At 60.4% G+C, this 19,940-nt stretch carries 17 protein-coding genes; 6 read left to right on the top strand and 11 right to left on the bottom strand.

Features of this window, described 5'->3' with window-relative positions:
• On the bottom strand, positions 1–2,184 hold the full coding sequence (gene fadB, locus RVY79_RS06580) for a fatty acid oxidation complex subunit alpha FadB (protein ID WP_317463277.1): 2,184 nt from the start codon (positions 2,182–2,184) through the stop codon (positions 1–3).
• Between the two features lie 329 nt (positions 2,185–2,513).
• On the opposite strand from fadB, the gene RVY79_RS06575 reads away from it, so the two are divergent.
• Entirely contained in the window at positions 2,514–3,644 is a 1,131-nt protein-coding gene (locus RVY79_RS06575) for a DUF5924 family protein (protein ID WP_317463276.1), read from the top strand.
• A 79-nt stretch (positions 3,645–3,723) separates the two neighbouring features.
• Entirely contained in the window at positions 3,724–4,170 is a 447-nt protein-coding gene (gene slyA, locus RVY79_RS06570; RefSeq protein ID WP_317463275.1) for a transcriptional regulator SlyA, read from the top strand.
• 63 nt (positions 4,171–4,233) lie between these two features.
• On the opposite strand, the gene RVY79_RS06565 is transcribed toward slyA, so the two are convergent.
• The gene (locus RVY79_RS06565; RefSeq protein ID WP_317463274.1) at positions 4,234–4,734 is read right to left on the bottom strand and encodes a preprotein translocase subunit YajC; all 501 of its coding nucleotides are present in this window, start codon (positions 4,732–4,734) and stop codon (positions 4,234–4,236) included.
• Positions 4,735–4,831: 97 nt separating this feature from the next.
• On the opposite strand from RVY79_RS06565, the gene RVY79_RS06560 reads away from it, so the two are divergent.
• Entirely contained in the window at positions 4,832–5,287 is a 456-nt protein-coding gene (locus RVY79_RS06560; protein ID WP_133698540.1) for a universal stress protein, read from the top strand.
• Positions 5,288–5,330: 43 nt separating this feature from the next.
• Here the strand turns inward: RVY79_RS06560 and RVY79_RS06555 are convergent, their stop codons facing one another.
• Entirely contained in the window at positions 5,331–7,280 is a 1,950-nt protein-coding gene (locus tag RVY79_RS06555; protein ID WP_317463273.1) for an ATP-binding cassette domain-containing protein, read from the bottom strand.
• Positions 7,281–7,442: 162 nt separating this feature from the next.
• On the opposite strand from RVY79_RS06555, the gene RVY79_RS06550 reads away from it, so the two are divergent.
• Positions 7,443–8,249: a TatD family hydrolase gene (locus RVY79_RS06550; RefSeq protein ID WP_317463896.1), complete on the top strand. Its 807-nt coding sequence runs from the start codon at positions 7,443–7,445 to the stop codon at positions 8,247–8,249.
• Between the two features lies 1 nt (position 8,250).
• Positions 8,251–8,727: a hypothetical protein gene (locus tag RVY79_RS06545; RefSeq protein ID WP_317463272.1), complete on the top strand. Its 477-nt coding sequence runs from the start codon at positions 8,251–8,253 to the stop codon at positions 8,725–8,727.
• A gap of 87 nt (positions 8,728–8,814) precedes the next feature.
• Here the strand turns inward: RVY79_RS06545 and RVY79_RS06540 are convergent, their stop codons facing one another.
• A complete protein-coding gene (locus RVY79_RS06540) occupies positions 8,815–9,360 on the bottom strand; it encodes an elongation factor P hydroxylase (RefSeq protein ID WP_317463271.1) in 546 nt (181 codons plus the stop codon).
• 190 nt (positions 9,361–9,550) lie between these two features.
• On the opposite strand from RVY79_RS06540, the gene RVY79_RS06535 reads away from it, so the two are divergent.
• Entirely contained in the window at positions 9,551–10,954 is a 1,404-nt protein-coding gene (locus RVY79_RS06535; RefSeq protein ID WP_411161716.1) for an MATE family efflux transporter, read from the top strand.
• Between the two features lie 26 nt (positions 10,955–10,980).
• Here the strand turns inward: RVY79_RS06535 and RVY79_RS06530 are convergent, their stop codons facing one another.
• Genes RVY79_RS06530 through RVY79_RS06500 form a run of 7 tightly spaced genes read right to left on the bottom strand, consistent with a single transcriptional unit; the run spans position 10,981 to position 19,699 of the window.
• Positions 10,981–14,205: a type I restriction endonuclease subunit R gene (locus RVY79_RS06530; RefSeq protein WP_317463269.1), complete on the bottom strand. Its 3,225-nt coding sequence runs from the start codon at positions 14,203–14,205 to the stop codon at positions 10,981–10,983.
• A complete protein-coding gene (locus tag RVY79_RS06525; RefSeq protein WP_317463267.1) occupies positions 14,202–14,693 on the bottom strand; it encodes a DUF4411 family protein in 492 nt (163 codons plus the stop codon). Before RVY79_RS06525 ends, RVY79_RS06530 begins: the two co-directional genes overlap by 4 nt.
• Positions 14,690–15,847 carry an ImmA/IrrE family metallo-endopeptidase gene (locus tag RVY79_RS06520; protein ID WP_317463266.1) on the bottom strand — a complete coding sequence of 386 codons (1,158 nt, stop codon included), beginning with the start codon at positions 15,845–15,847 and terminating at the stop codon, positions 14,690–14,692. The genes RVY79_RS06525 and RVY79_RS06520 overlap by 4 nt, the downstream gene beginning before the upstream one ends.
• The gene (locus tag RVY79_RS06515) at positions 15,844–16,509 is read right to left on the bottom strand and encodes a hypothetical protein (RefSeq protein ID WP_317463264.1); all 666 of its coding nucleotides are present in this window, start codon (positions 16,507–16,509) and stop codon (positions 15,844–15,846) included. The genes RVY79_RS06520 and RVY79_RS06515 overlap by 4 nt, the downstream gene beginning before the upstream one ends.
• A complete protein-coding gene (locus tag RVY79_RS06510; protein ID WP_317463262.1) occupies positions 16,506–17,864 on the bottom strand; it encodes a restriction endonuclease subunit S in 1,359 nt (452 codons plus the stop codon). The genes RVY79_RS06515 and RVY79_RS06510 overlap by 4 nt, the downstream gene beginning before the upstream one ends.
• Positions 17,854–19,407, bottom strand: coding sequence for an N-6 DNA methylase (locus RVY79_RS06505; protein WP_411161708.1), 1,554 nt, complete (start codon positions 19,405–19,407; stop codon positions 17,854–17,856). Before RVY79_RS06505 ends, RVY79_RS06510 begins: the two co-directional genes overlap by 11 nt.
• A 55-nt stretch (positions 19,408–19,462) precedes the next feature.
• On the bottom strand, positions 19,463–19,699 hold the full coding sequence (locus tag RVY79_RS06500; RefSeq protein ID WP_317463260.1) for a hypothetical protein: 237 nt from the start codon (positions 19,697–19,699) through the stop codon (positions 19,463–19,465).
• Positions 19,700–19,940: the final 241 nt, after the last annotated feature.

Here is a 19,940-nt window from a genome sequence, read left to right as displayed (position 1 = left end):
TCATTGATCGGATTCGGACGTGTCGGGATAGAAACGCTCACCCTGGGCGGCCATGTCACGCAGCCGCTGGGTGGGGCGATAAAGCGGTCCGAGTTCCTCGGCCAGCGCCTCGGCCTGAGCGACAAACGCCTCGACACCCAGCGCGTCGATGTAACGCAGCGCCCCGCCCCGGAACGGCGGAAAACCGATGCCGTAGATCAATGCCATGTCCGCCTCGGCCGGCGTCGCCACGATGCCGTCTTCCAGGCAGCGTACGGCTTCCATACACAGCGGGACCATCATGCGCGCGACGATATCGTCGTCGCTAAACTCGCCACGCGTGGCGACGGCTTCGTCAACCAGCGCGTGCGCCTGCTCGTCGGAAACCTTCTTGGGCTTGCCCTTCTTGTCTTCTTCGTAGCGATAGAACCCCTTGCCGTTCTTCTGGCCTAGACGGTCCTCGTCATACATGCGCTGAATCGCCGTCTTGCCACCGTTCTTGGCTTCCTGTGCCATGCGGTCGGGGAAGCCTTCCGCCATCACCGCCTGCGCGTGCACGGCGGTGTCCATGCCCACCACGTCCAGCAGATACGCGGGACCCATGGGCCAGCCGAACTTTTCCATGACCTTGTCGACGTGCTCGAAGTCCGCACCTTGCTCGACCAGCAGGCTAAAGCCACCGAAATAGGGAAACAGCACGCGATTGACCAGAAAGCCCGGGCAGTCGTTGACCACGATGGGGGTCTTGCCCATCTGACGGGCATACGCCACGGTCGCGGCCACGGCGGCGTCGCTGGTCTTCTCGCCACGGATGACCTCGACCAGCGGCATGCGGTGCACGGGATTGAAGAAGTGCATGCCGCAGAAGTTCTGGGGGCGCTTGAGGTTGGCCGCCAGCCGGTCGATGGAGATCGTCGAGGTGTTGGAGGTCAGCGTGGCGTTATCGTCGAGCAACCCTTCGACCTCGGCCAGCACAGCCTCCTTGACCTTGGGATTCTCGACCACGGCCTCGACCACCAGATCGACATCGCCGAAGTCACCATAGGAGAGCGTAGGACGAATATTGGACAGCGCCTCGGCGACCTGGTCGCTACTCAGGCGGCCACGCTCGAGCTGCTTGCCGAGCAGCTTGCGCGCTTCCTGCAGGCCCAGTTGCAGCGCCTCTTCCTTGATGTCTTTCATCAGGATCGGCGTGCCCTTGTAGGCGCTCTGATAGGCGATACCGCCGCCCATGATGCCCGCGCCCAGCACCGCCGTCTTGTTCACGGCAGCGGCTTGGGTGGCGTACTGCTTGCCCTTTTTCTTGACCAGTTGATCGCTCAAGAACAAGCCGACCAGGTGATAGCAGACATCGGTCTTGGCCAGCTTGGCAAACGCCTTGGCCTCGATGGCCTGCGCGCGTTCGCGGCCTTCGCCGGCGCCCTTCTGGATGACCTTGATCGCCTCGATGGGCGCCGGGTAATGCGGCCCCGCCTTGCCCGCCACATAGCCCTTGGCAGTCTCGAAGACCATCATCTGTTCGATGGCGTTGAGCATCAGCGGGGCCTGTTTGACGCTGCGGCGCACCTGGTGGTCAAGCTCGCCGGCATTGGCGCGGGCCAGAATATCCAGCGCGGCGGCTTCCAGGGCATCCCCCGCGACGACGGCATCCACCGCGCCGACCTTCAAGGCGGCATCGGCACGGTTTTCCGTGCCGCCGGAGATCCACTCGATGGCGTTGTCGGCACCGATCAAACGCGGCAAACGCACGCAGCCACCCCAGCCCGGCAGGATTCCCAACTTGGTCTCGGGCAGGCCCAACTTGGCGTTGTCGCTCATCACTCGGAAATCGCACGCCAGGGTGATTTCGCAGCCACCGCCGAGTGCCTGACCGTTGATCGCCGCCACGCTGGGAAACGGCAGGTCCTCCAAGGTGTTGAAGATACCGTGCACGCGCGTGTTCATATCGACCAGGAAGTCTTCGTCACGGCGGAACATGCCGTGGAACTCGGTGATGTCCGCCCCGACGATGAAGGCATCCTTGGCGCTGGTGATGACCAGGCCTTTGATATTCGTCGCCTCGCCGAGCGCCGCCAGGGCCGCTTCGAACTCTTCGATCACCTTGCTCGAGAGCGTGTTGACGGACTCGCCTTGCGCATCGAAGGTCAGCATGGCGATGCCGTCATCGCGCTGCACCACCGTGATGGCGTTACCTTGATAAATCATTCAGGGCTCTCCCTGCTGTTGGCCTGGACCTCACGATTCACGAAGGAGGCATACGCCGAGCTCGGGCGTGGCGCTGCTCCTCGCACACTTTCATACAGTCGTTTGAATATAGATCAGCTTGCGCCAGCCAAGCGGTGGCGTCAAGTCTTCCGCCATTAGCGAATGGTCGCGTTGAAAGACGGTCCTATCGAGACACATCCGTCGAGACAACTCCCGGAGGCGATGGACTCCTGATAGGATAGGCGCCTTTGCGTTTCTCCAACCATCGCGTCTTTTGTGTTACGCGCTGCCCTTTTATTACACGCTGCATGGGAACATCCACACGCCTCATGTCCTTACCCTCTAGCGCGACACTGATCGCTCGCATCACGCCATTCGTCGAAAAGCTCAAACGCTATGCCTGGCTGTGGCCGCCCACTGCCTTCGTCATCGGCTTGCTGGGATTTTTCCTGGTCAACCGCCAGCAATGGCTCGGTGCCGTGCTAGCCTTGGGGCTACTGTTCGCCTGGTGCCTGCTGCTGGCCGAAAGTCTCCTGACCCGATTGCTCAACTTTCGTGGGCAGCCCGGCTTGCCGCGCATGGTGACGACCTTCATCGCACAGCTCATCCACCAGGAGACGCTGTTCTTCACGTTGCCGTTCTTTCTCGCCACCACGGTATGGGCAAGCGGTCAGGCCGTTTTCACGTTGTTGCTGATCGGCTGCGGCCTGCTGGCAATTCTCGACCCCTTGTATTTCGGCCTCGCGCAACGCCATCGCTGGTTGTACTTCATGTTCCACGCATTGTGCGTGTTCGTGGTGGTGCTGGTGACGTTGCCGATCATGTTGCAACTAACCACCGGTCAAAGCCTGATACTGGCGATTATCGCCATGGCGATCTTCAGCGTGCCAAGCCTGATCAATCTGATGCAGCCTCAAGGCTTCTGGCGATGGCTGGCAATGATCGGGCTGATCGTGGCGCTGGTCTCAACGGCCTGGATGGGGCGGGCGTGGATTCCCCCGGCAACGCTATGGCTGTCCGGCAGTGCCCTCTCGCCAGGGTTCAATGTCGAATCGCGCGAACCGCGCGGCGAAAGCGTGCTGACCCCATCGACACTCTCGGGGCAAGGCTTGTACGCTTACACCGCGATTCGCGCGCCACGCGGTCTACGCGAGAAGATCTATCATGTCTGGCGCCACGATGGTGAAGTGGTCGATCGCATACCGCTGATCATCCGGGGTGGACGCGAGCAGGGCTACCGCGCCTGGACGCACAAGCAGAACTTCCCCGCAGAGTCGCAAGGTCGCTGGCAAATAGACGTCATGACCGCCGCCGGCCAACGCATCGGGACATTGCGTTTTCGTGTCGACGAAGACGCCTCGAAGGCCACGCATGCCGATGGCGACATCCATTCACCCCCGGGTTTGCCTGGCTGGAACATCCGTCACCTGGTCGCCGGTTCGGCCCAGGACGATGAATGAAAGGTCGACGATAGTGTGACTTGCAATAGCACGTTGCACTCGGGACAATCCCGTTAGGTTCCTAACCAATACAAGGCCCATGCATCAGGATATCGGACTCAAACTGTCACGCGTACCACGCTTGTGGCGCGCCATTCTCGACGAACGCCTGGCTCCTCTGGAGCTGACGCAGACGCGTTGGGTGACGCTCTACCACCTATCGAAAATGGGTGATGGCCAGCCGCAATGCGACCTGGCTCGCTCAATCGGCGTGGAAGCTCCGTCCTTGGTCAGAACACTCGACCAACTAACCGAGCAAGGCCTCATCGAGCGTCGCCCGAGTGACGAGGATCGCCGCACCAAGCGCGTCTACCTCACCGACAAAGCGACGCCGCTGCTCAAGAAGATCGAAACCGTCGTCGAGCAGGCGCGTATCGAAATGATCGAAGGGTTGAGCGATGACGACGTCGACAAGCTGGACGCCATTCTGACGCGCATCGAGCAGAACGGGCAGCGGCTGCTGTCACGCTCGTCCTGCGAGGAGTGAGCGAACGCCGGGTGTCGCCCTGCTGAGCACCGCGTGAGCCATCACGCGGTGCTCATGCTGTGCTCATTTGGGATGGCGGCCACTGCCCGCCAGTTGGTCGACGAGTCCCGTCAACGCCCTTAGCGCAGGCGCGAATGTCTTAGCGTCCTGCGACTCCTCCCACCATAGGGTCAGCCCTCTGGATACCGACTCTACCACCAGTGCATCCTCGGGCAGCTCCGACAGTGCCTGCTCCAGACGTTGAAAAGACGCTGCACTCAACGGTGGAAGCGGTGCTTGCCGCCAGCGCCACCCTGGCATGGCTTCCTCCAACCGATCACTGGCATAGGCCTCACGTACAAGGGTGAAGTCGCTGCCGGGCGCGGCCTGGGGATAACGCCAGCGGTAGCCCACCAAACTTTGCGTCTCTTGCAACGGCGCATTGTCGAAACGCACGGCCACCCCCGACGCCCGCGCTGCCTGGCGCAGCGACCCGCGTCGTGTTTCGTGAGCGCTCGGCCGTAGCCATAACGCCGGGGAGAGTATCGCGAATACCGCTAGCCCCAGGAAAAGAAAAATTTCCAAACATCCTCCGCACGTGCACTGATTGATCTAAGGCATTGTTTCATCGTTTCGGCGCGCCTAAAGTAGAGGCGTTCATCACAAGGTGGGAGATGCCCCCATGAGTAACGAGTACACACACGTCTTAGTCGCCGTCGACCTGACCAAGGATTCCCGTAAGGTACTCGAACGTGCGATTCCCATCGCCGAACGTAACCATGCCAAGCTGTCGATCATGCATACGCTCGAGCCATTGGGGTTCGCCTATGGCGGCGATATCCCCATGGATCTGACCAGCATCCAGGACCAGCTCGACGACCATGCCAAGCAGCGGCTCGCGGAAATCGCCGATCCCCACGGGATCTCGGCGGACAACCAGTACGTCGTGGTCGGCATGCCGGATACTGAGATCCACCGTTTCGCCGCCGAGCACGATGTCGATTTAATCGTCGTGGGCTCGCATGGCCGCCATGGTTTTGCCTTGCTACTCGGTTCGACCTCTACCGGCGTGTTGCACGGCGCGCAATGCGACGTGCTCGCGGTACGCGTAGGGAAAGACGGGGAAGTCGACGAATGACCGTACGCACCGGGCACGTTAGGCGTGCCCGGTGCAACGCCACTCACTCGCCCTCGGCCATGGCCTCCAGCTCCATCCAACGCGACATCGCCGCATCCAGCTCGGCTTGCTTCGCCTCCAGCGCGGCTAGCCGCTGGGTAACTGTCTCGGCGTCTTGCTGGTAAAACTCAGGTGCGCCCACCTCTGCTTCGAAGTCGGCAACGGCGGCTTCCAGTGTCTCTATCGTCGCCGGTAACTGATCCAGTTCGCGCTGCAACTTGTAGGAAAGCTTGACCCGCTTGGACGTAGCCGGCGCCGTTGAGGCCTTGTCCTTGCCGGCGCCAGGACTGGTGGGCTCGGGCGTCGTAGGCTCGGCCTCGCGAGCCGGCAGCACGTTCGCGGCAGTGCCGAACTCGCCCGGCGCCGGGGGCAACTTGCCGCCCTGACGCACCCAGTCGCTATACCCGCCGACATACTCTTGAACGCGCCCCTCACCCTCGAAAGCCAGTACGCTGGTGACCACGTTGTCCATGAAGGCACGGTCGTGCGAGACCAGCAGCAAGGTACCGTCAAAGTCCAGCAGCAACTCCTCGAGCAGTTCGAGGGTCTCGACATCCAGGTCGTTGGTCGGTTCGTCGAGCACCAGGACGTTGGCCGGCTGGGTGAACAGCTTGGCCAGCAATAAGCGGTTGGATTCCCCGCCCGAGAGCGCCTTGACCGGCTGACGCACGCGGTCCGGCGAGAACAGGAAGTCCTGCAGGTAGCTCATGACATGCCGGTCCTTGCCCCCCACTTCCACGCGGTCGCTGCCCTGAGCCACGTTGTCGTAGACCGTCTTCTCGAGTTCGAGCCCGGCGCGCAGCTGATCGAAGTAGGCCACGCTGAGGTTGGTGCCCATCCGAACTTTCCCTTCGGTGGGCTCGAGCTCACCCAGCAAGATCTTCAGCAGCGTGGTCTTGCCGGCGCCGTTGCGGCCGATGAAGCCGATACGATCGCCACGCTGAATTTCCAGCGACAGATCGCGAACCACCCAGTCATCACCGAAACGCTGGCTGACATCAGTGAGTTCGACGACGCGCTTGCCGGTACGCTCACCGCTGTCGACGCTGAGCTGTGCACGGCCCACGCGCTCACGGCGCTCGGCGCGCTCACCACGCATCTTCTCGAGCGCACGCACGCGGCCTTCGTTGCGCGTGCGGCGCGCCTTGATGCCCTGTCGGATCCAGGCCTCTTCCTTGGCGAGCTTCTTGTCGAACTCGGCGCGCTCTCGCGCTTCGACCTCGAGCTCGTGCTGCTTTTGCTCTTGATACGTCGCGTAGTTACCGGAATAACGCCCCAGCAAGCCCCGGTCGAGTTCGAGGATATTGGTCGCCAGCCGCGACAGAAAGGCTCTGTCGTGGGTGATGAACAGCACCGAGCCATTGAAGGCGAGCAACTGTTCTTCCAGCCAGCCGATGGTATCCAGATCGAGATGGTTGGTGGGCTCGTCGAGCAATAGCACATCCGGGTCGGCCACCAGCGCACGCGCTAGCGCCACACGCCGCCGCCAGCCCCCGGAGAGGCTTGCCATCTCGGTGTCTTCCGGCAGCCCCAAACGCGAGAGAATGGTGTCGATGCGTTGATGAAACGACCAGCCATCCACCGATTCGAGCTGGGTCTGCAAGCGTGACAATTCATCCATGTCGGGCGCGTCGCTCATCACCAGATGGTGATAGGCGCTCAGCAAGGCGCCCGCCTCGGGAAGGCCCTGGGCGACCACATCGAAAATGGTGTTACCGCTGGCATCCGGCAATTCCTGCGCCAGCACGCCCACCTTCAACCCCGGTGCACGCCAGATGTGTCCTCCATCGGGCAACGTCTCACCGGAAATCAACTTGAGCAGCGTCGATTTGCCCGTGCCGTTGCGTCCCACCAGCGCCAGGCGCTCCCCTTTTTCCAGCGTCAGCTCGGCGTTATCCAGTAGCACCTGGGTGCCGTAAGCCAATTGCAACTGTTCCAGACGTAACAGCGTCACGCGTCACCACCTCGTTGACAGACATTCGTAGTAAAGACGCTAGTGTAACGCATGGTCGCCTCCTAGGTCCGGGGGTAGAATGATGGGTTTTCGCGACTCATTGGGCTGGAGAGAACTTCCGTGACACACGACGACGCCAATCCGCTACCTGACGCGCTGCGCATGACGTCGCCCGCGCCCCTGGTCGACATCGGCGCGAACCTGACGCACGAAAGCTTCGCCAAGGATCTCGACGCCGTCCTCGAGCGCGCCCAAGCGGCCCGCGTAGCGACACTGATTCTCACCGGCACCGACATGGCGCACAGTGAACAAGCCGCCGCTCTGGCGCATCGCCACGACGGCCTCTATGCCACGGCGGGGCTGCACCCGCATATGGCCAGCCACTGGGACTCCACACTGGAAACCGCCATGCGTGCGCTGCACACCGATGCCAAGGTCGTGGCCGTGGGCGAATGCGGGCTGGATTTCAACCGCAACTTTTCCACCCCCGCCGAGCAGGAACGCGCACTCGAAGCCCAGCTCGGCCTGGCTGCCGAAAGCGGCCTGCCGCTGTTTCTGCATGAGCGCGACGCCGGCCCGCGGATGCGCGAGATTCTGCGTCACTGGCGCGACGATATCGGCAACGCCGTGATTCACTGTTTCACCGCCGATCGAGAGACCCTGCATGGCTACCTGGATCTCGATGTGCATATCGGCCTGACTGGCTGGCTATGTGATGAGCGTCGCGGCCATCACCTGCGCGAAATCGTCGGTGACATTCCCGCCGAGCGCTTGATGGTCGAAACCGACTGCCCGTACTTGTTGCCGCGCAACCTGCCGGCCAAGCTCAAGGGACGCCGCCACGAGCCGGCGCTGCTGCCCTGGATCGTCCGCGAGATCGCCCACTGGCGCGGTGAAAACGAAACGACGCTGGCCGCCGCGACGACGGCCACGGCACGCCGGTTCTTCCAACTCGACGAGGAGCAATGACATGGACTTTCCCGGTTTCATTACCATCGAAACCGGCGACGAGGACGCGCTTCCCGTCGCCATTTCCTGGGCCCTGCCCGATGGACAGATCAAGCACGCGCTCATTCAGCCCGACGACGACTGGCTCGACGAGGATCTTCTCAAGCTTGGCGATTACAGCCTGGACGAACTGCGCAGCCTGGGCCTCAGCCCCTTGGACGTATTGCGCGAGCTGGAAGGCGATCACTTCAACGTTACGCTCTATACGGCAGGAATCGGCGATGACGAGGCCGCGCTGTCACGCCTGTTCGACGACTTCGCGGTGACGCCTTTCGTCGAGCTGGCCCCGGCGGAAACGCTCTACCCCGACCTCGGCGCCGGCGAGTGGGCACGCGCCCGAGGCGAACTGTTCGGCGATTTAGGACTCGAACCCATGCGCGCCGACCACGAAGTGCAAGTCATGCTGTACCTGCACCAGCGCCTGCGTGGCGAAGAATAACGCCGACCGATAGCAACAACGGCAACGACACGGGGCGCCGTCGGCCGACGCCCCTGGTTGCTTATTTCATATGCTTGATGTCATGCACTATCGAGCAAGGCACGCCCGCCCCTCATTGATCGCTGCTTCGCGCGAAAGCCCGCGACGGTAGAAGGCATGCAGTGCCTCGCGAAACGCCGCCGCTCGGAGAGGTAGCCCTGTCTCGCAGTAACGGGCTGCGCGTGCAGCAACCCGCTCGGCGAAGGCGTGCCGATCGACCTCGATGCCGCCCAGGTTATCGACGCTGACGTTAAAACGCAGATCGCAGGCCTCGCTGAACAGGGATTCAAGCGCCTGCGGGGCGATTTCGACGCTTTCGAACTCGCGTTGGCACGCCTCGTCGCGACCATCGGGCGCGTACCAGTAGCCATAGTCCTCGAGCTGGCGGCGGCGCTCCCCGGCGATACACCAATGGCTGACTTCATGCAACGCACTGGCGAAGAAGCCATGCGCGAAGATGATCCGATGCATGGCGTGCTCGCCATCGGCGGGACAGTACAGCGGCTCGTCGTCACCACTGACCAGGCAGGTTCCATATGGCGCGGCAAAGATGCCGTCGAACACGGCGATGACATCGTCGATACGGTGAATCACGCGGCCTCCTTCGAAAGCGGAGGCACATTATAGGCACTCTGCCGCACGATGAAAGGCACCCTCGGGCCGCTCGATGGAAGGCATCTCCGGCGCACCCTTGCTAGAATGCCGCTTTTGCCTATCCGGGAGGATCGGTTTGATCGCGCCACAGGCCCTGTTCGCCCACAGCCTTCGTGAATCGCGCCTCTTGATGCGCCTGACGCTGCCGATCTGCGGCGCGCAATTGGCGCAGTCAGGCATGAGCGCGGTCGATATCATCATGGCAGGCCGCGCCAGCGCGACCGACCTGGCCGCCGTCTCGGTCGGCTCAAGCCTGTGGCTGCCGTTGATGCTCTTCATGACCGGCGCGCTCATGGGGCTCACCCCCATCGTGGCCCAGCTATTGGGAGGACAGCGCCAGGCGGCGATTCGTCCTTACGTCCACCAGGCGCTGTGGATCGCATTGTTGCTGGGTGCCCTGTCGGCGATGCTGCTGTGGTTCGGCGTGCGCCCGGTTTTCCGGTTCATGGGTGTCCCCGAGCATGTGGCCGAGCTGTCCACCGGGTATCTGGCCGCTGTTGCCTTCGGCATGCCGGGCATCGGGCTTTATCAAGCCTTGCGCGCCTTCTCCGATGGCATGAACCATACCCGTCCCGCCTTGTGGATCAGCCTTCTGGGGCTGGGCATCAATATCCCTTGCAACTATGCGTTGATCTACGGCGGCCCGGGTATCGTCTCGCTGTTGGGAAGTTTCACGCCCGAGTGGATCGCCGCGTTGCCCGCCCTGGGCGCCGTGGGCTGCGGTATCGCCACGGCGATCTCCATGTGGGTGATGTGTCTGGCGATGATGGTCTATACGCGGCAAGCGCGCGCCTACGGCAGCGTCACTCTATGGCACTCGCCGGAGCCGCCTCGCCGGCGTGACATCCTCGAGCTGTTATATGTCGGCGTGCCCATTGGCGTGGCGATCTTCGTCGAGGTCACGTTGTTTACCCTGATCGCCCTGTTCGTCGCACGCCTGGGAGAAGTCGTCGTCGCCGCCCACCAGATCGCGCTCAATTACACCTCGATCCTATTCATGTTGCCGTTGTCGCTGAGCATGGCGCTCACCGTGAGGGTGGGCAATACGCTGGGGCGTGGTGACATGCACGAGGCACGCTTCGTGGCTTGGAATGGCATCGTCGTGTGCCTGCTGGTCGCGTTGGTCAATGACGCCATACTGTGGCTGACGGCATCGCCCATCCTCGCGCTATATACGTCGAACACGGAGGTGCATGCGCTGGCCATGTCGCTGGTGACCTTGGCGATGCTCTATCAGATTTCCGACTCGCTGCAGGTCAATCTGGCCGGGGCGCTACGCGGCTACAAGGACACCCGCGTCATCATGCTGATTACGGTGTTGTCGTATTGGTTGATCGGGCTGGCTGGCGGCCATTGGCTCGGGCGCGGTTGGGAAGGCCATTTCGCACCCTTCGGTATTCACGGCTATTGGCTGGGGTTGTGCGCCGGGCTGACGGTGGCCGCCCTGTTGCTGGGCTGGCGCCTGCATCACCGTGTCCGGCGTAGCCTCTTGCGTGCCCTGGACGCACCGGCCGAAGCCGGGACTAAAGACTGAAGTGGACCCTGAAGGATCCCCCAGAATTAAACCCATGAATGACAAAGTACCGTGGCCTGCTCTAATACAAGTTCCGTTGCTTGTGCCTGCTGGTCGGGTGGATAGCCATACTTTCTTAAAATACGCTTGACCATCACCCTGATCTGGGCGCGTGCATTTTCTCGCTGAGTCCAATCCACCGAGACGCTGCTGCGCACCTTGTCGACCAGCTCACGGGCGATCAGTTTCAGCGTATCGTCGCCCATCACCTGCACTGCGCTGTCGTTGATTTCCAGCGCGTCGTAAAAAGCGATCTCATCGTCATTCAGGCCGAGCTTCTCGCCGCGCTGGCCGGCCTTGCGCATCTCCCGGGCGAGCTTGATCAACTCTTCGATCACTTCCGCCGCTTCAATCGCGCGGTTCTGGTATTTATTGACTGCCTCTTCAAGCATCTCGGCAAAGGAGCGCGCTTGCACCACGTTCTTCCGATGCCGGGTTTTGATCTCGTCGTTGAGCAGCTTCTTAAGCATTTCCAGCGCCAGATTCTTCTGAGGCAATTGCTGCACATCGGCCAAAAACTGATCGGAGAGGATGGAAATGTCCGGCTTGTCGAGCCCGGCGGCGGAGAAAATATCCACCACTTCATTCGATGATACGGCGCGAGAGACCAACTGACGGATGGCAGTTTCCATGGCCTGGGCGGATTGGCCGGGGTCCGAGGTAGTGGCCTTGGCCAAGCTGGAGCGGATCTCCTGAAACAGCCCGACTTCATCTCGAATGGCCAGGGCTGCGTCGTGGGGCACCGCCAACGCAAAAGCCTTGGACAATGACGCCACCGCCTGAAGGTAGCGCTTCTTGCCATCCTCCAGGCCGAGAACAAAATCCATGGCATTGGCGATACCGGTCATGCGCCGATTGAAAGGGATCTGCAAAATGGCACGGAAGTCGAAGCCATGCAGCAGGTCGCGCACCACTTCCACTTTCTCCTGCATCACCGCCACGGCTTCGGCCTGATCGACGGTGGCCTGTCCTCTGCCACCGCTGGCGGTGTAGGTTTGTAAGGCGCGTTTCAGAGCTTCGGCAATGCCCAGATAATCCACCACCCGGCCGCCGGGTTTGTCCTTGAACACGCGGTTGACCCGGGCAATGGCCTGCATCAGGTTGTGGCCGCCCATGGGCTTGTCCAGATACATGGTATGCATGGCCGGGCAGTCGAAGCCGGTCAGCCACATATCGCGCACGATCACCAGTTCCAGATCATCGGCCGGGGCCTTGAAGCGCCGGGCCAGCGCCTCGCGCGCCTTCTTGCTGCGAATATGCGGCTGCCAGTCCAGCTCGTCCGAGGCGGAGCCGGACATCACGATCTTGACCCTACCCTTAGCGTCGTCATCGCTGTGCCAGCCCGGGCGCAACGCGATGATGGCGTTGTACATGTCCACGCAGATACGCCGGCTCATGCACACCACCAGCGCCTTGCCCTGCATGGCCTCCTGGCGCTTCTCGAAATGCTCCACCAAATCTTTCGCCACCAGGCGGATGCGCTTGTCCGTGCCCACCATCGCCTCGACGGACGCCCACTTGCTGCGCATGCGCTGCTTGCGGGTCTCTTCCTCCTCGCCTTCGGTGATCTGCTCGAACTCGGTGTCGATGACCGGCCGCTCGGCGTCGTTCAGCTCGATACGCGCCAAGCGGCTTTCATAGTAGATGGGCACGGTGGCCCCGTCTTCCACCGCGCGCAGAATGTCGTACTTGTCGATGTAATGGCCGAAGACGGCAGGCGTGCTGCGGTCGTCATTTTCGATGGGCGTGCCGGTAAAGCCGATAAATGAGGCATTGGGCAGGGCATCGTGCATATGGCGAGCGAAGCCGTCGATAAAATCGTACTGGCTGCGGTGGGCCTCGTCGGCCATCACCACGATATTGCGCCGCTCGGACAGCAGCGGATAGGCATCGCCCCGGTTATCCGGCAAGAACTTCTGAATGGTGGTAAAGATCACCCCACCGGAGGCCACCTGCAGCAGCTCGCGCAGGTTATCGCGTCCAGCGGCTTGCATCGGTGTTTGTCGCAGCAGGTCGCAGTTCGCGGCAAAGGTCCCGAACAACTGCTCGTCCAGATCGTTGCGGTCGGTAATCACCACCACCGTGGGGTTACGCATATAGGGGTGGCGTATCAACTTGCTGGCGTAGAACATCATCGACAGGCTCTTGCCCGAGCCCTGGGTATGCCAGACCACGCCGACACGCCGATCGCCGAACTGCTCCCTAACACGATAGCCTGGCGATACTTCCTGCAGGCTCTTGCGAAAAGGATCGGCGGCCTCCGCCTCCACAAAGCGACCGAAGCGCAGGTTAGCAGGCGCCTCGATGCCGCAGGCCGATAGCGTGCATTCCACCGCCTTATTGACCGCATGGTACTGGTGGTAGGCGGCCGCTTTTTTGGCCATGGCAGTGGATTCGCCACCGTCGTGCTCGAAGGTGACAAAGCTCAGTGCATAATCCAGCAGTCGTTCCCGGTCGAACACGCCTTTGAACAGGGTTTCCAGACCAGGCTGCACCACGCCATCGCTCTGGCGTGCATTGCCCGGCTCCCGGTACAGATCGGTACCGTCGATGGTGCGCCAGGGCATGAACCGGTCCCAGCCGGCGGTAAGCGAGCCCATGCGCGCTTCCATGCCATCAGAAATCACCAGCAACTCGTTGAAGGCGAACAGCGAGGGAATCTGTTCCTTGTAGGTTTGCAACTGGTTGTAGGCGTGGCGCAGGGTGGCCTTTTCATCGGCGGCGTTTTTCAGCTCCACCACCGCCAGCGGCAGGCCATTGACGAACACCACGATATCCGGCCGCCGGGTGCGCTTGTTCTCCACCACCGTGAACTGGTTCACCGCCAGCCAGTCGTTGGTTTCGACATCCGCCGGGTCCACCAGCCAGGCCTTGGCATGCTTCTCGCCCTCGGCGTCCATCCAGGACACATCCACCCCATCGGTCAACAGGCGGTGAAAGGCGCGGTTGTTCTCGATCAGGGAGGGGCTTTCGGTGCGCACTACCCGGCGGCGCACCTCCTCCACCGCCTCGCGGGGTAACTCGGGATTCAGGCGCTCGATGGCATCTTGCAGACGCCCTTCCAGCACCACATCGCCATAGTTGGCCGTCGCGGAGCGCTCCGGTACCGGGCCATCGAAGGCCAGGTCCGCCCCCTGGGCGAGCTGATAGCCCAACTCCTCTAGCCAGGCCAGGGCGGCCTGCTCAATGGCGTCTTCGGTGGTTTTATTCATTGGCCCCCCAATACAAAACGGGCTCGTTCGCGACGCAGCATTTCATAAGGCGTCATGTAATGGATATTCAGTCCGATGCAGGCATTGGGAATCTTGATGCGCTTGGTGGAGTTGGAGGGTACCTCGTGAGTCACCAGAATATGACCCTCGGCCAGCGCGTGCGCCACTAAATAAAAGTCTGCCACCTGCAAAAACGTATTGATGGCCGCCGGCTCATATTGTTGTTGTGTCGCCCACTGGCTCACAGGACCAAACTGGGCGGCGATCTGTGGTGTCGTCCGGGTAAATAGCCCGCTACCCTGGTCTCTTGCCCAATCGTACAGTTCATCGGCGCCCGCCGCGATTTCATCGGCCACTTTGTCGATACTGATTACCTTGCCATTGACATTGTTATCGACCAACCAGCTCCAGAAAGCCGGGCAAAAATCCAGGCCGTAGTGGAGGTTCTTGGCTTGAATAAAAACGTTGGCATCCACCAGATAGCTCACAACAACACTCCCAGTTGTCGCGCCGTTTCGTAAAAGGTTGCCGTTTTGCGAACGCCCAGCATTCGGAATGCATCCTGAAACAGGGTTTGCCCTTCGAGCGTGCTGGAGACCACCGCTCTGGCGAAGTTCTTCCCGGTGCGGGTGCTTAGGGTCCGATAGAAGTCACCACCACCGCTGCCACCGGTATCCAACGCGCGAATACGGGCCAGCTCTTCCTGATAGCTCTGCCAGAGCGTGCCCTGCTCAATAAAGCCTGCGTCAAACAGCCGCCGCAGAATGACGAGAGTGCTGACCTTGAAGCTGCGTGCGAGTCGTTGAATGGCAGTCTTGATGTCTTCTTCCGGCTGATAGGCCTGCTGCAAATGCTCCAGAGGCACCAGAAATTCCGCCGCCACCGCGTTGCACCAGCGTTCCACTTCCGGCTCCGGTAAGCACCCCGTATCCGGGTCGGAAACACCACTTTCGCCGAGCCAGATATGAGCCAGCTCATGAGCCAGGGTAAACATTTGCGCGGCCTTACTGTCGGCCGCGTTGATAAATACCAGCGGCGCCAGGGCATCCGCCAAGGCAAATCCGCGAAACTCCGCCACATCCAGCTTACGATGACTGTTGGAGCCAACGATGGAACTGGCCATCACCAGCACGCCCGCCGCCTCAGCCTGACTGATCATCTGACGCAGAGCATCGGTCCAGGTGGAGAGATTCTGGCGCTCAGCAATGGAAAGTCCCAGCTTCTCCCGCATACCATTCGCGACCTGCTCCGGGGATTGCTGGGTATTGGCACTACCGACAAAATCCAGCGCGGCTAGGCCGTGCACTCGGGCATATTCCGTAAACCAATCCTGGCGCTGCTGGCATAGATAGATGGCATCCAACAGGTTGGGGCTAGGCCGGGTGACCTGACGCCCTGCCAAGGTGCGAAAATCAGGAATGGGCAAGGGCTCTTCCGGCGGCGCTGGCAGGAACAGGTAACCGATGGGCACATGAACCGCCCGGGCGAACTGCTCTAGTTGCCGCAGTGTGGGCTGGGACTCCTGACTCAGCCACTCCGGCAGCTTGGGAAAGCGCCCGGTCAAATCGAGCACCTCCAGCCCGGCGCGATCCAGCGACCAGTGCAATAGCTCGGGGTTGGCGAGGATGCGATCAGTCGTCATTGTTCTCCTTCCTCCCCGTGATCTTTCTTAACTTCTTCTGATTCTATCAGCTCATTACCCATCTCATTGTATAAATCTGGGTCTACAGCAAACAGCAACTCACTGGTGTAATATCGACCGCCGGCTAGCTCCACTAATCCGTGGCTGTCGTCAATAATTCGGTCCTTGGCATCTTCTCTTTGTCGATGGAGCCCCGGGTTTCTTTGCCGAAACCCTTCGTCAAGCAGGGGGCCTACATCCGTTATTTCGAACAGCACAGAAAACACCCACAATGCGGCTTCGCGTATCCCATCAAGGGTTTCCTGTTCTGGAACTCCTCGCGAGCCACCATGGTACTGCTCGTTGCGATGATCGTGATACCAGACCATCAAATCCTTTCCAATTTTGGGCGTAAGGCCTCGTCTGTCGATTTCCGACTCAAAGAAATCCAGCTTGGAGTGGAAGTTTCTCTTCCAAGTCTCTACGTCCTGACGGGCGTATTCCCGGGCGCCTCTTTGAATCGGATTTAATGAAAGGTATGCGGTTATCGAAACCTCGATGGAGTTATCGAAACTAATAAGCGCCAGGCGTCGGTCATAATCCTCACCGCGCCTATAGTGAATTTCGGCGTGCAATATAAGCTCAAAGGGCCCCTTGGCCCATGGCTTTAATTGCGTATTCACGAGCCCTCCGATAGTTTTTCGGTGTCCGGGATCCGCATCTCACCGGAAATGAGCTTTGGTAGGAGGGTGTCTCGAGTATCGATTAACGCTCCATTAGCGAAGACGTTTTCACTAATCTGTGTATACATCGGTTCTACTTGCCCAGTGAATGCTGTCAGCACCCTCTGTTCCGGAACCAACACATTGATGGGACGAAAATTCTTTTTGCTGATTTCAGCAAAGGTTGTACCACCTGCCTTGCTTTTTATTAACTCCATGTTGGCCATCGTCCAAAGTAGAACATAATGGTTGGGGAGTTCGCCATCACAGATCATGGCAATAACGCCCTGATTGATGGATGTAGGCATCTCGTTTATACCGAGATATCCGATTGGCGCGCGAGAAGAAAACATCACGGCACCTGAGGGAATACGTTTGGAGCTAATTTTCTCTACCCCTGCATCCGTGATATGCCTCGATGTGTCAGTAATCACCGGTGATACGAGAGAAGACATATCCTTTGGTGTCAAGAATGAGTTTGTTCCACCCTCCCAGAACTCGGTTTTTTTTGTGCTTGGGGTAGCACCGCCAACACAGTTTACCGAATCGCCAATTGGTTTCACTCCCCACCCCGCCGGAATTTTCCCAAGCTCGGAGTCTTCGAAGCGGTCGGAGAAGAGCTCGAGAATGTGTTGGGGCAGGGTTTGGACTTCGGGGTTTTGGCGGTAGCGTTCGGCGGTGGCCTGGAAGCGTTCGGGCACGTGGTTACCGGCCTGAATGGCATTGTAGACCACCGGGTCGAAGTCGATAAACCAGCTTTTGAACAGGGCCTGGGCCATTTGCTCAAGGGTGCGGTTCATCTGGCGGTTGAGTTCGATTTTATCGTCCAGGGAGCCGAGCACATGGGCGATGGCTCGTTGCTCAGAGAGAGGCGGCACTTTTATCTGAAAATTTCCGAACGCTGATTTATTTAATATAGGTTGAGCCGACCCGCTAGCTGCAGAACGAAACTCCTCTTTCCGATTGCTAAGGTTATAATAAACAAATAGTGGATCATCCTCGGATTCCACGACAATGCTGTTTATTTGCTGATTGGTGATGGAAGCCCGAGTAGCCCTGGCTGCCTTCCCCATATCTGACCCTATACAGGAGACCATGACGGATCCCTCAGAAATAGTTGCTCGCTCGACGACGGCCAGCCCCTGCTTTGTCAATTCTCTGGCGGTCACGCTAATGTCGCGCCGCCCATCGAAATCGGACGGAGTAACAAACGGAATTCCTTTGCCAAACGCATTGAGTACGGACGATGGTGGCGTACGACCGGTAACTATTCGTCCCAGTTGGTTAAGAGTTTTTAGAGACCACTCACCGCCCATAACCCAAAACCTCCAAATTCTTCTTGATAGTGGCTTCAAGCTGGTCTGCCTGGTCGAACTGTTCATACAGGCGGGCGGAGAGTTCGGTCATTTTATCCTCGAAGGGAATGCCGTCGTCTTCCACAGCTTCGGCGCCCACGTAGCGGCCGGGGGTGAGTACGTAGCCGTGGCTCTGGATGTCTTCCAGGGTGGCGGATTTCCACCAGCCGGGCTTGTCCTCGTATTCGCCACCCTGGTTTCTCCAGTTGTGGTAGATGCCGGTGATGGTCTGGATGTCGTCGGCGGTGAGTTCGCGGTGGACGCGGTCGATCAACTGGCCCATGCGGTGGGCGTCGATAAACAGGGTTTCGCCGCGGCGGTCGCGCAGGCCGCGTTCGGTGTCGGCCTTTTTGGAGCGGGTGACGAACCAGAGGCAGACGGGTATCTGGGTGGTGTAGAAAAGCTGGCCCGGCAGGGCGACCATGCAGTCAATCATATCTTGGTCGATCAGCGCCTGGCGGATGGTGCCTTCGCCGGTGGTGCTGGTGGACATGGAGCCGTTGGCCATGACGAAGCCAGCCATGCCACCCGGGGCCAGGTGGTGGATGAAATGTTGTATCCAGGCGTAGTTGGCGTTGCCCGCCGGCGGGGGGCCGTATTTCCAGCGCACGTCGTCGCGCAGGCGGTCGCCGCCCCAGTCGGACATGTTGAACGGCGGGTTGGCGAGGATGTAGTCGGCCTTGAGGTCCTTGTGCAGGTTATTGTGAAAGCTGTCGCCCTGATGGGGGCCCAGGTCGGCGTCGATGCCGCGAATGGCCAGGTTCATCTTGGCCAGCTTCCAGGTGGTGGGGTTGGATTCCTGACCGTAGACGGCAATGTCGCCCAGGCGGCCGCCGTGCTCCTCCACAAAGCGCTCGGATTGCACGAACATGCCGCCGGAACCGCAGCAGGGGTCGAACACCCGGCCCTTGTAGGGTTCGAGCATTTCCACCAGCAGTTGCACCACGCACTGGGGCGTGTAGAACTCGCCGCCGCCCTTGCCCTCGGCGGCGGCGAATTTGCCCAGGAAGTATTCGTATACCCGGCCCAGCGGATCCTGCACGCCGGACTGGCGGGCTTGGAGGTCGATATCGCCCACGGTTTTGACCAACTCGCCCAGGCGGGTCTTGTCCAGCGCAGGGCGGGAGTAGTCCTTGGGCAGTACGCCCTTGAGCGAGGGGTTTTCCCGCTCCAGGGCCACCATGGCCTCGTCGATCACCTTGCCGATGGTGGGCTGGGGCGCCTCGGCCTGGATTTTGTCCCAGCGGGCCTCTTTGGGCACCCAGAAGATGTTGGCGGCAGCATACTCGTCGCGGTCTTCCGGGTCGGTGTAGTCGGTGTCTTTTGTGGCTTCCAGCTCATCGTACTTGGCCTGGAAGGCGTCGGAGATGTACTTGAGGAAGATCAGCCCCAGGACGACGTGCTTGTACTCGCCGGAATCCATGTGGCCGCGCATCTTGTCGGCCATGGTCCAGAGTTTGTTCTCGAAGCCCAGGCTGGCTCCGTTACCATTACTTGTACCCAATGCTCTTCCTTCTTGATTTAGTCACCATTACAGCAAAGCAGCGATCAAATAATCTTCATGCCCCTGGAAAAATCAGCATCGGTGAGTATTGATAGGCACGCCGCCCTCCCGGGGAGTAGCTTTTGACGGTATCCGACGGATAAAATCCTTCACGCATCATGCCTCTGGAAGGCGAGGCCTTTTTGACCTTAGCAATGGTTGCTGTGGCTTGGCTGCTCATGTTCGCCGCATTCTCGCCGCTCAGCGTCACTTTCACCAGCCGCAGGTTATCTTCCGCGCTGATGGCCTTCAACGTTGTTATGCTCTGGCGCTCAATGCTCAAGTCTTCCGGGCAATGGTGCACTGGGTAATCTGGGCGTCTTCGAGTTCCGCGACCTGAGGCGGGCTGACGGCCGCCGCTCTGTTGCTGGGCTGGCGCCTGCATCACCGTGCCCGGCGTAGCCCCTCTTTCGCCTCGGACGCACCGGCCGAAAACGCGACTAAAGACTAAGGGCTGGCGCTTAACTTTAAGCAAGTCGCCGCTCATCATGGGA

Origin of the sequence: Chromohalobacter sp. HP20-39 (assembly GCF_033052815.1) — a bacterium.
Lineage (GTDB): Bacteria > Pseudomonadota > Gammaproteobacteria > Pseudomonadales > Halomonadaceae > Chromohalobacter.
Note: the sequence above shows the minus strand (reverse complement) of the source record. Positions and strands in the feature narration are given on the sequence as shown.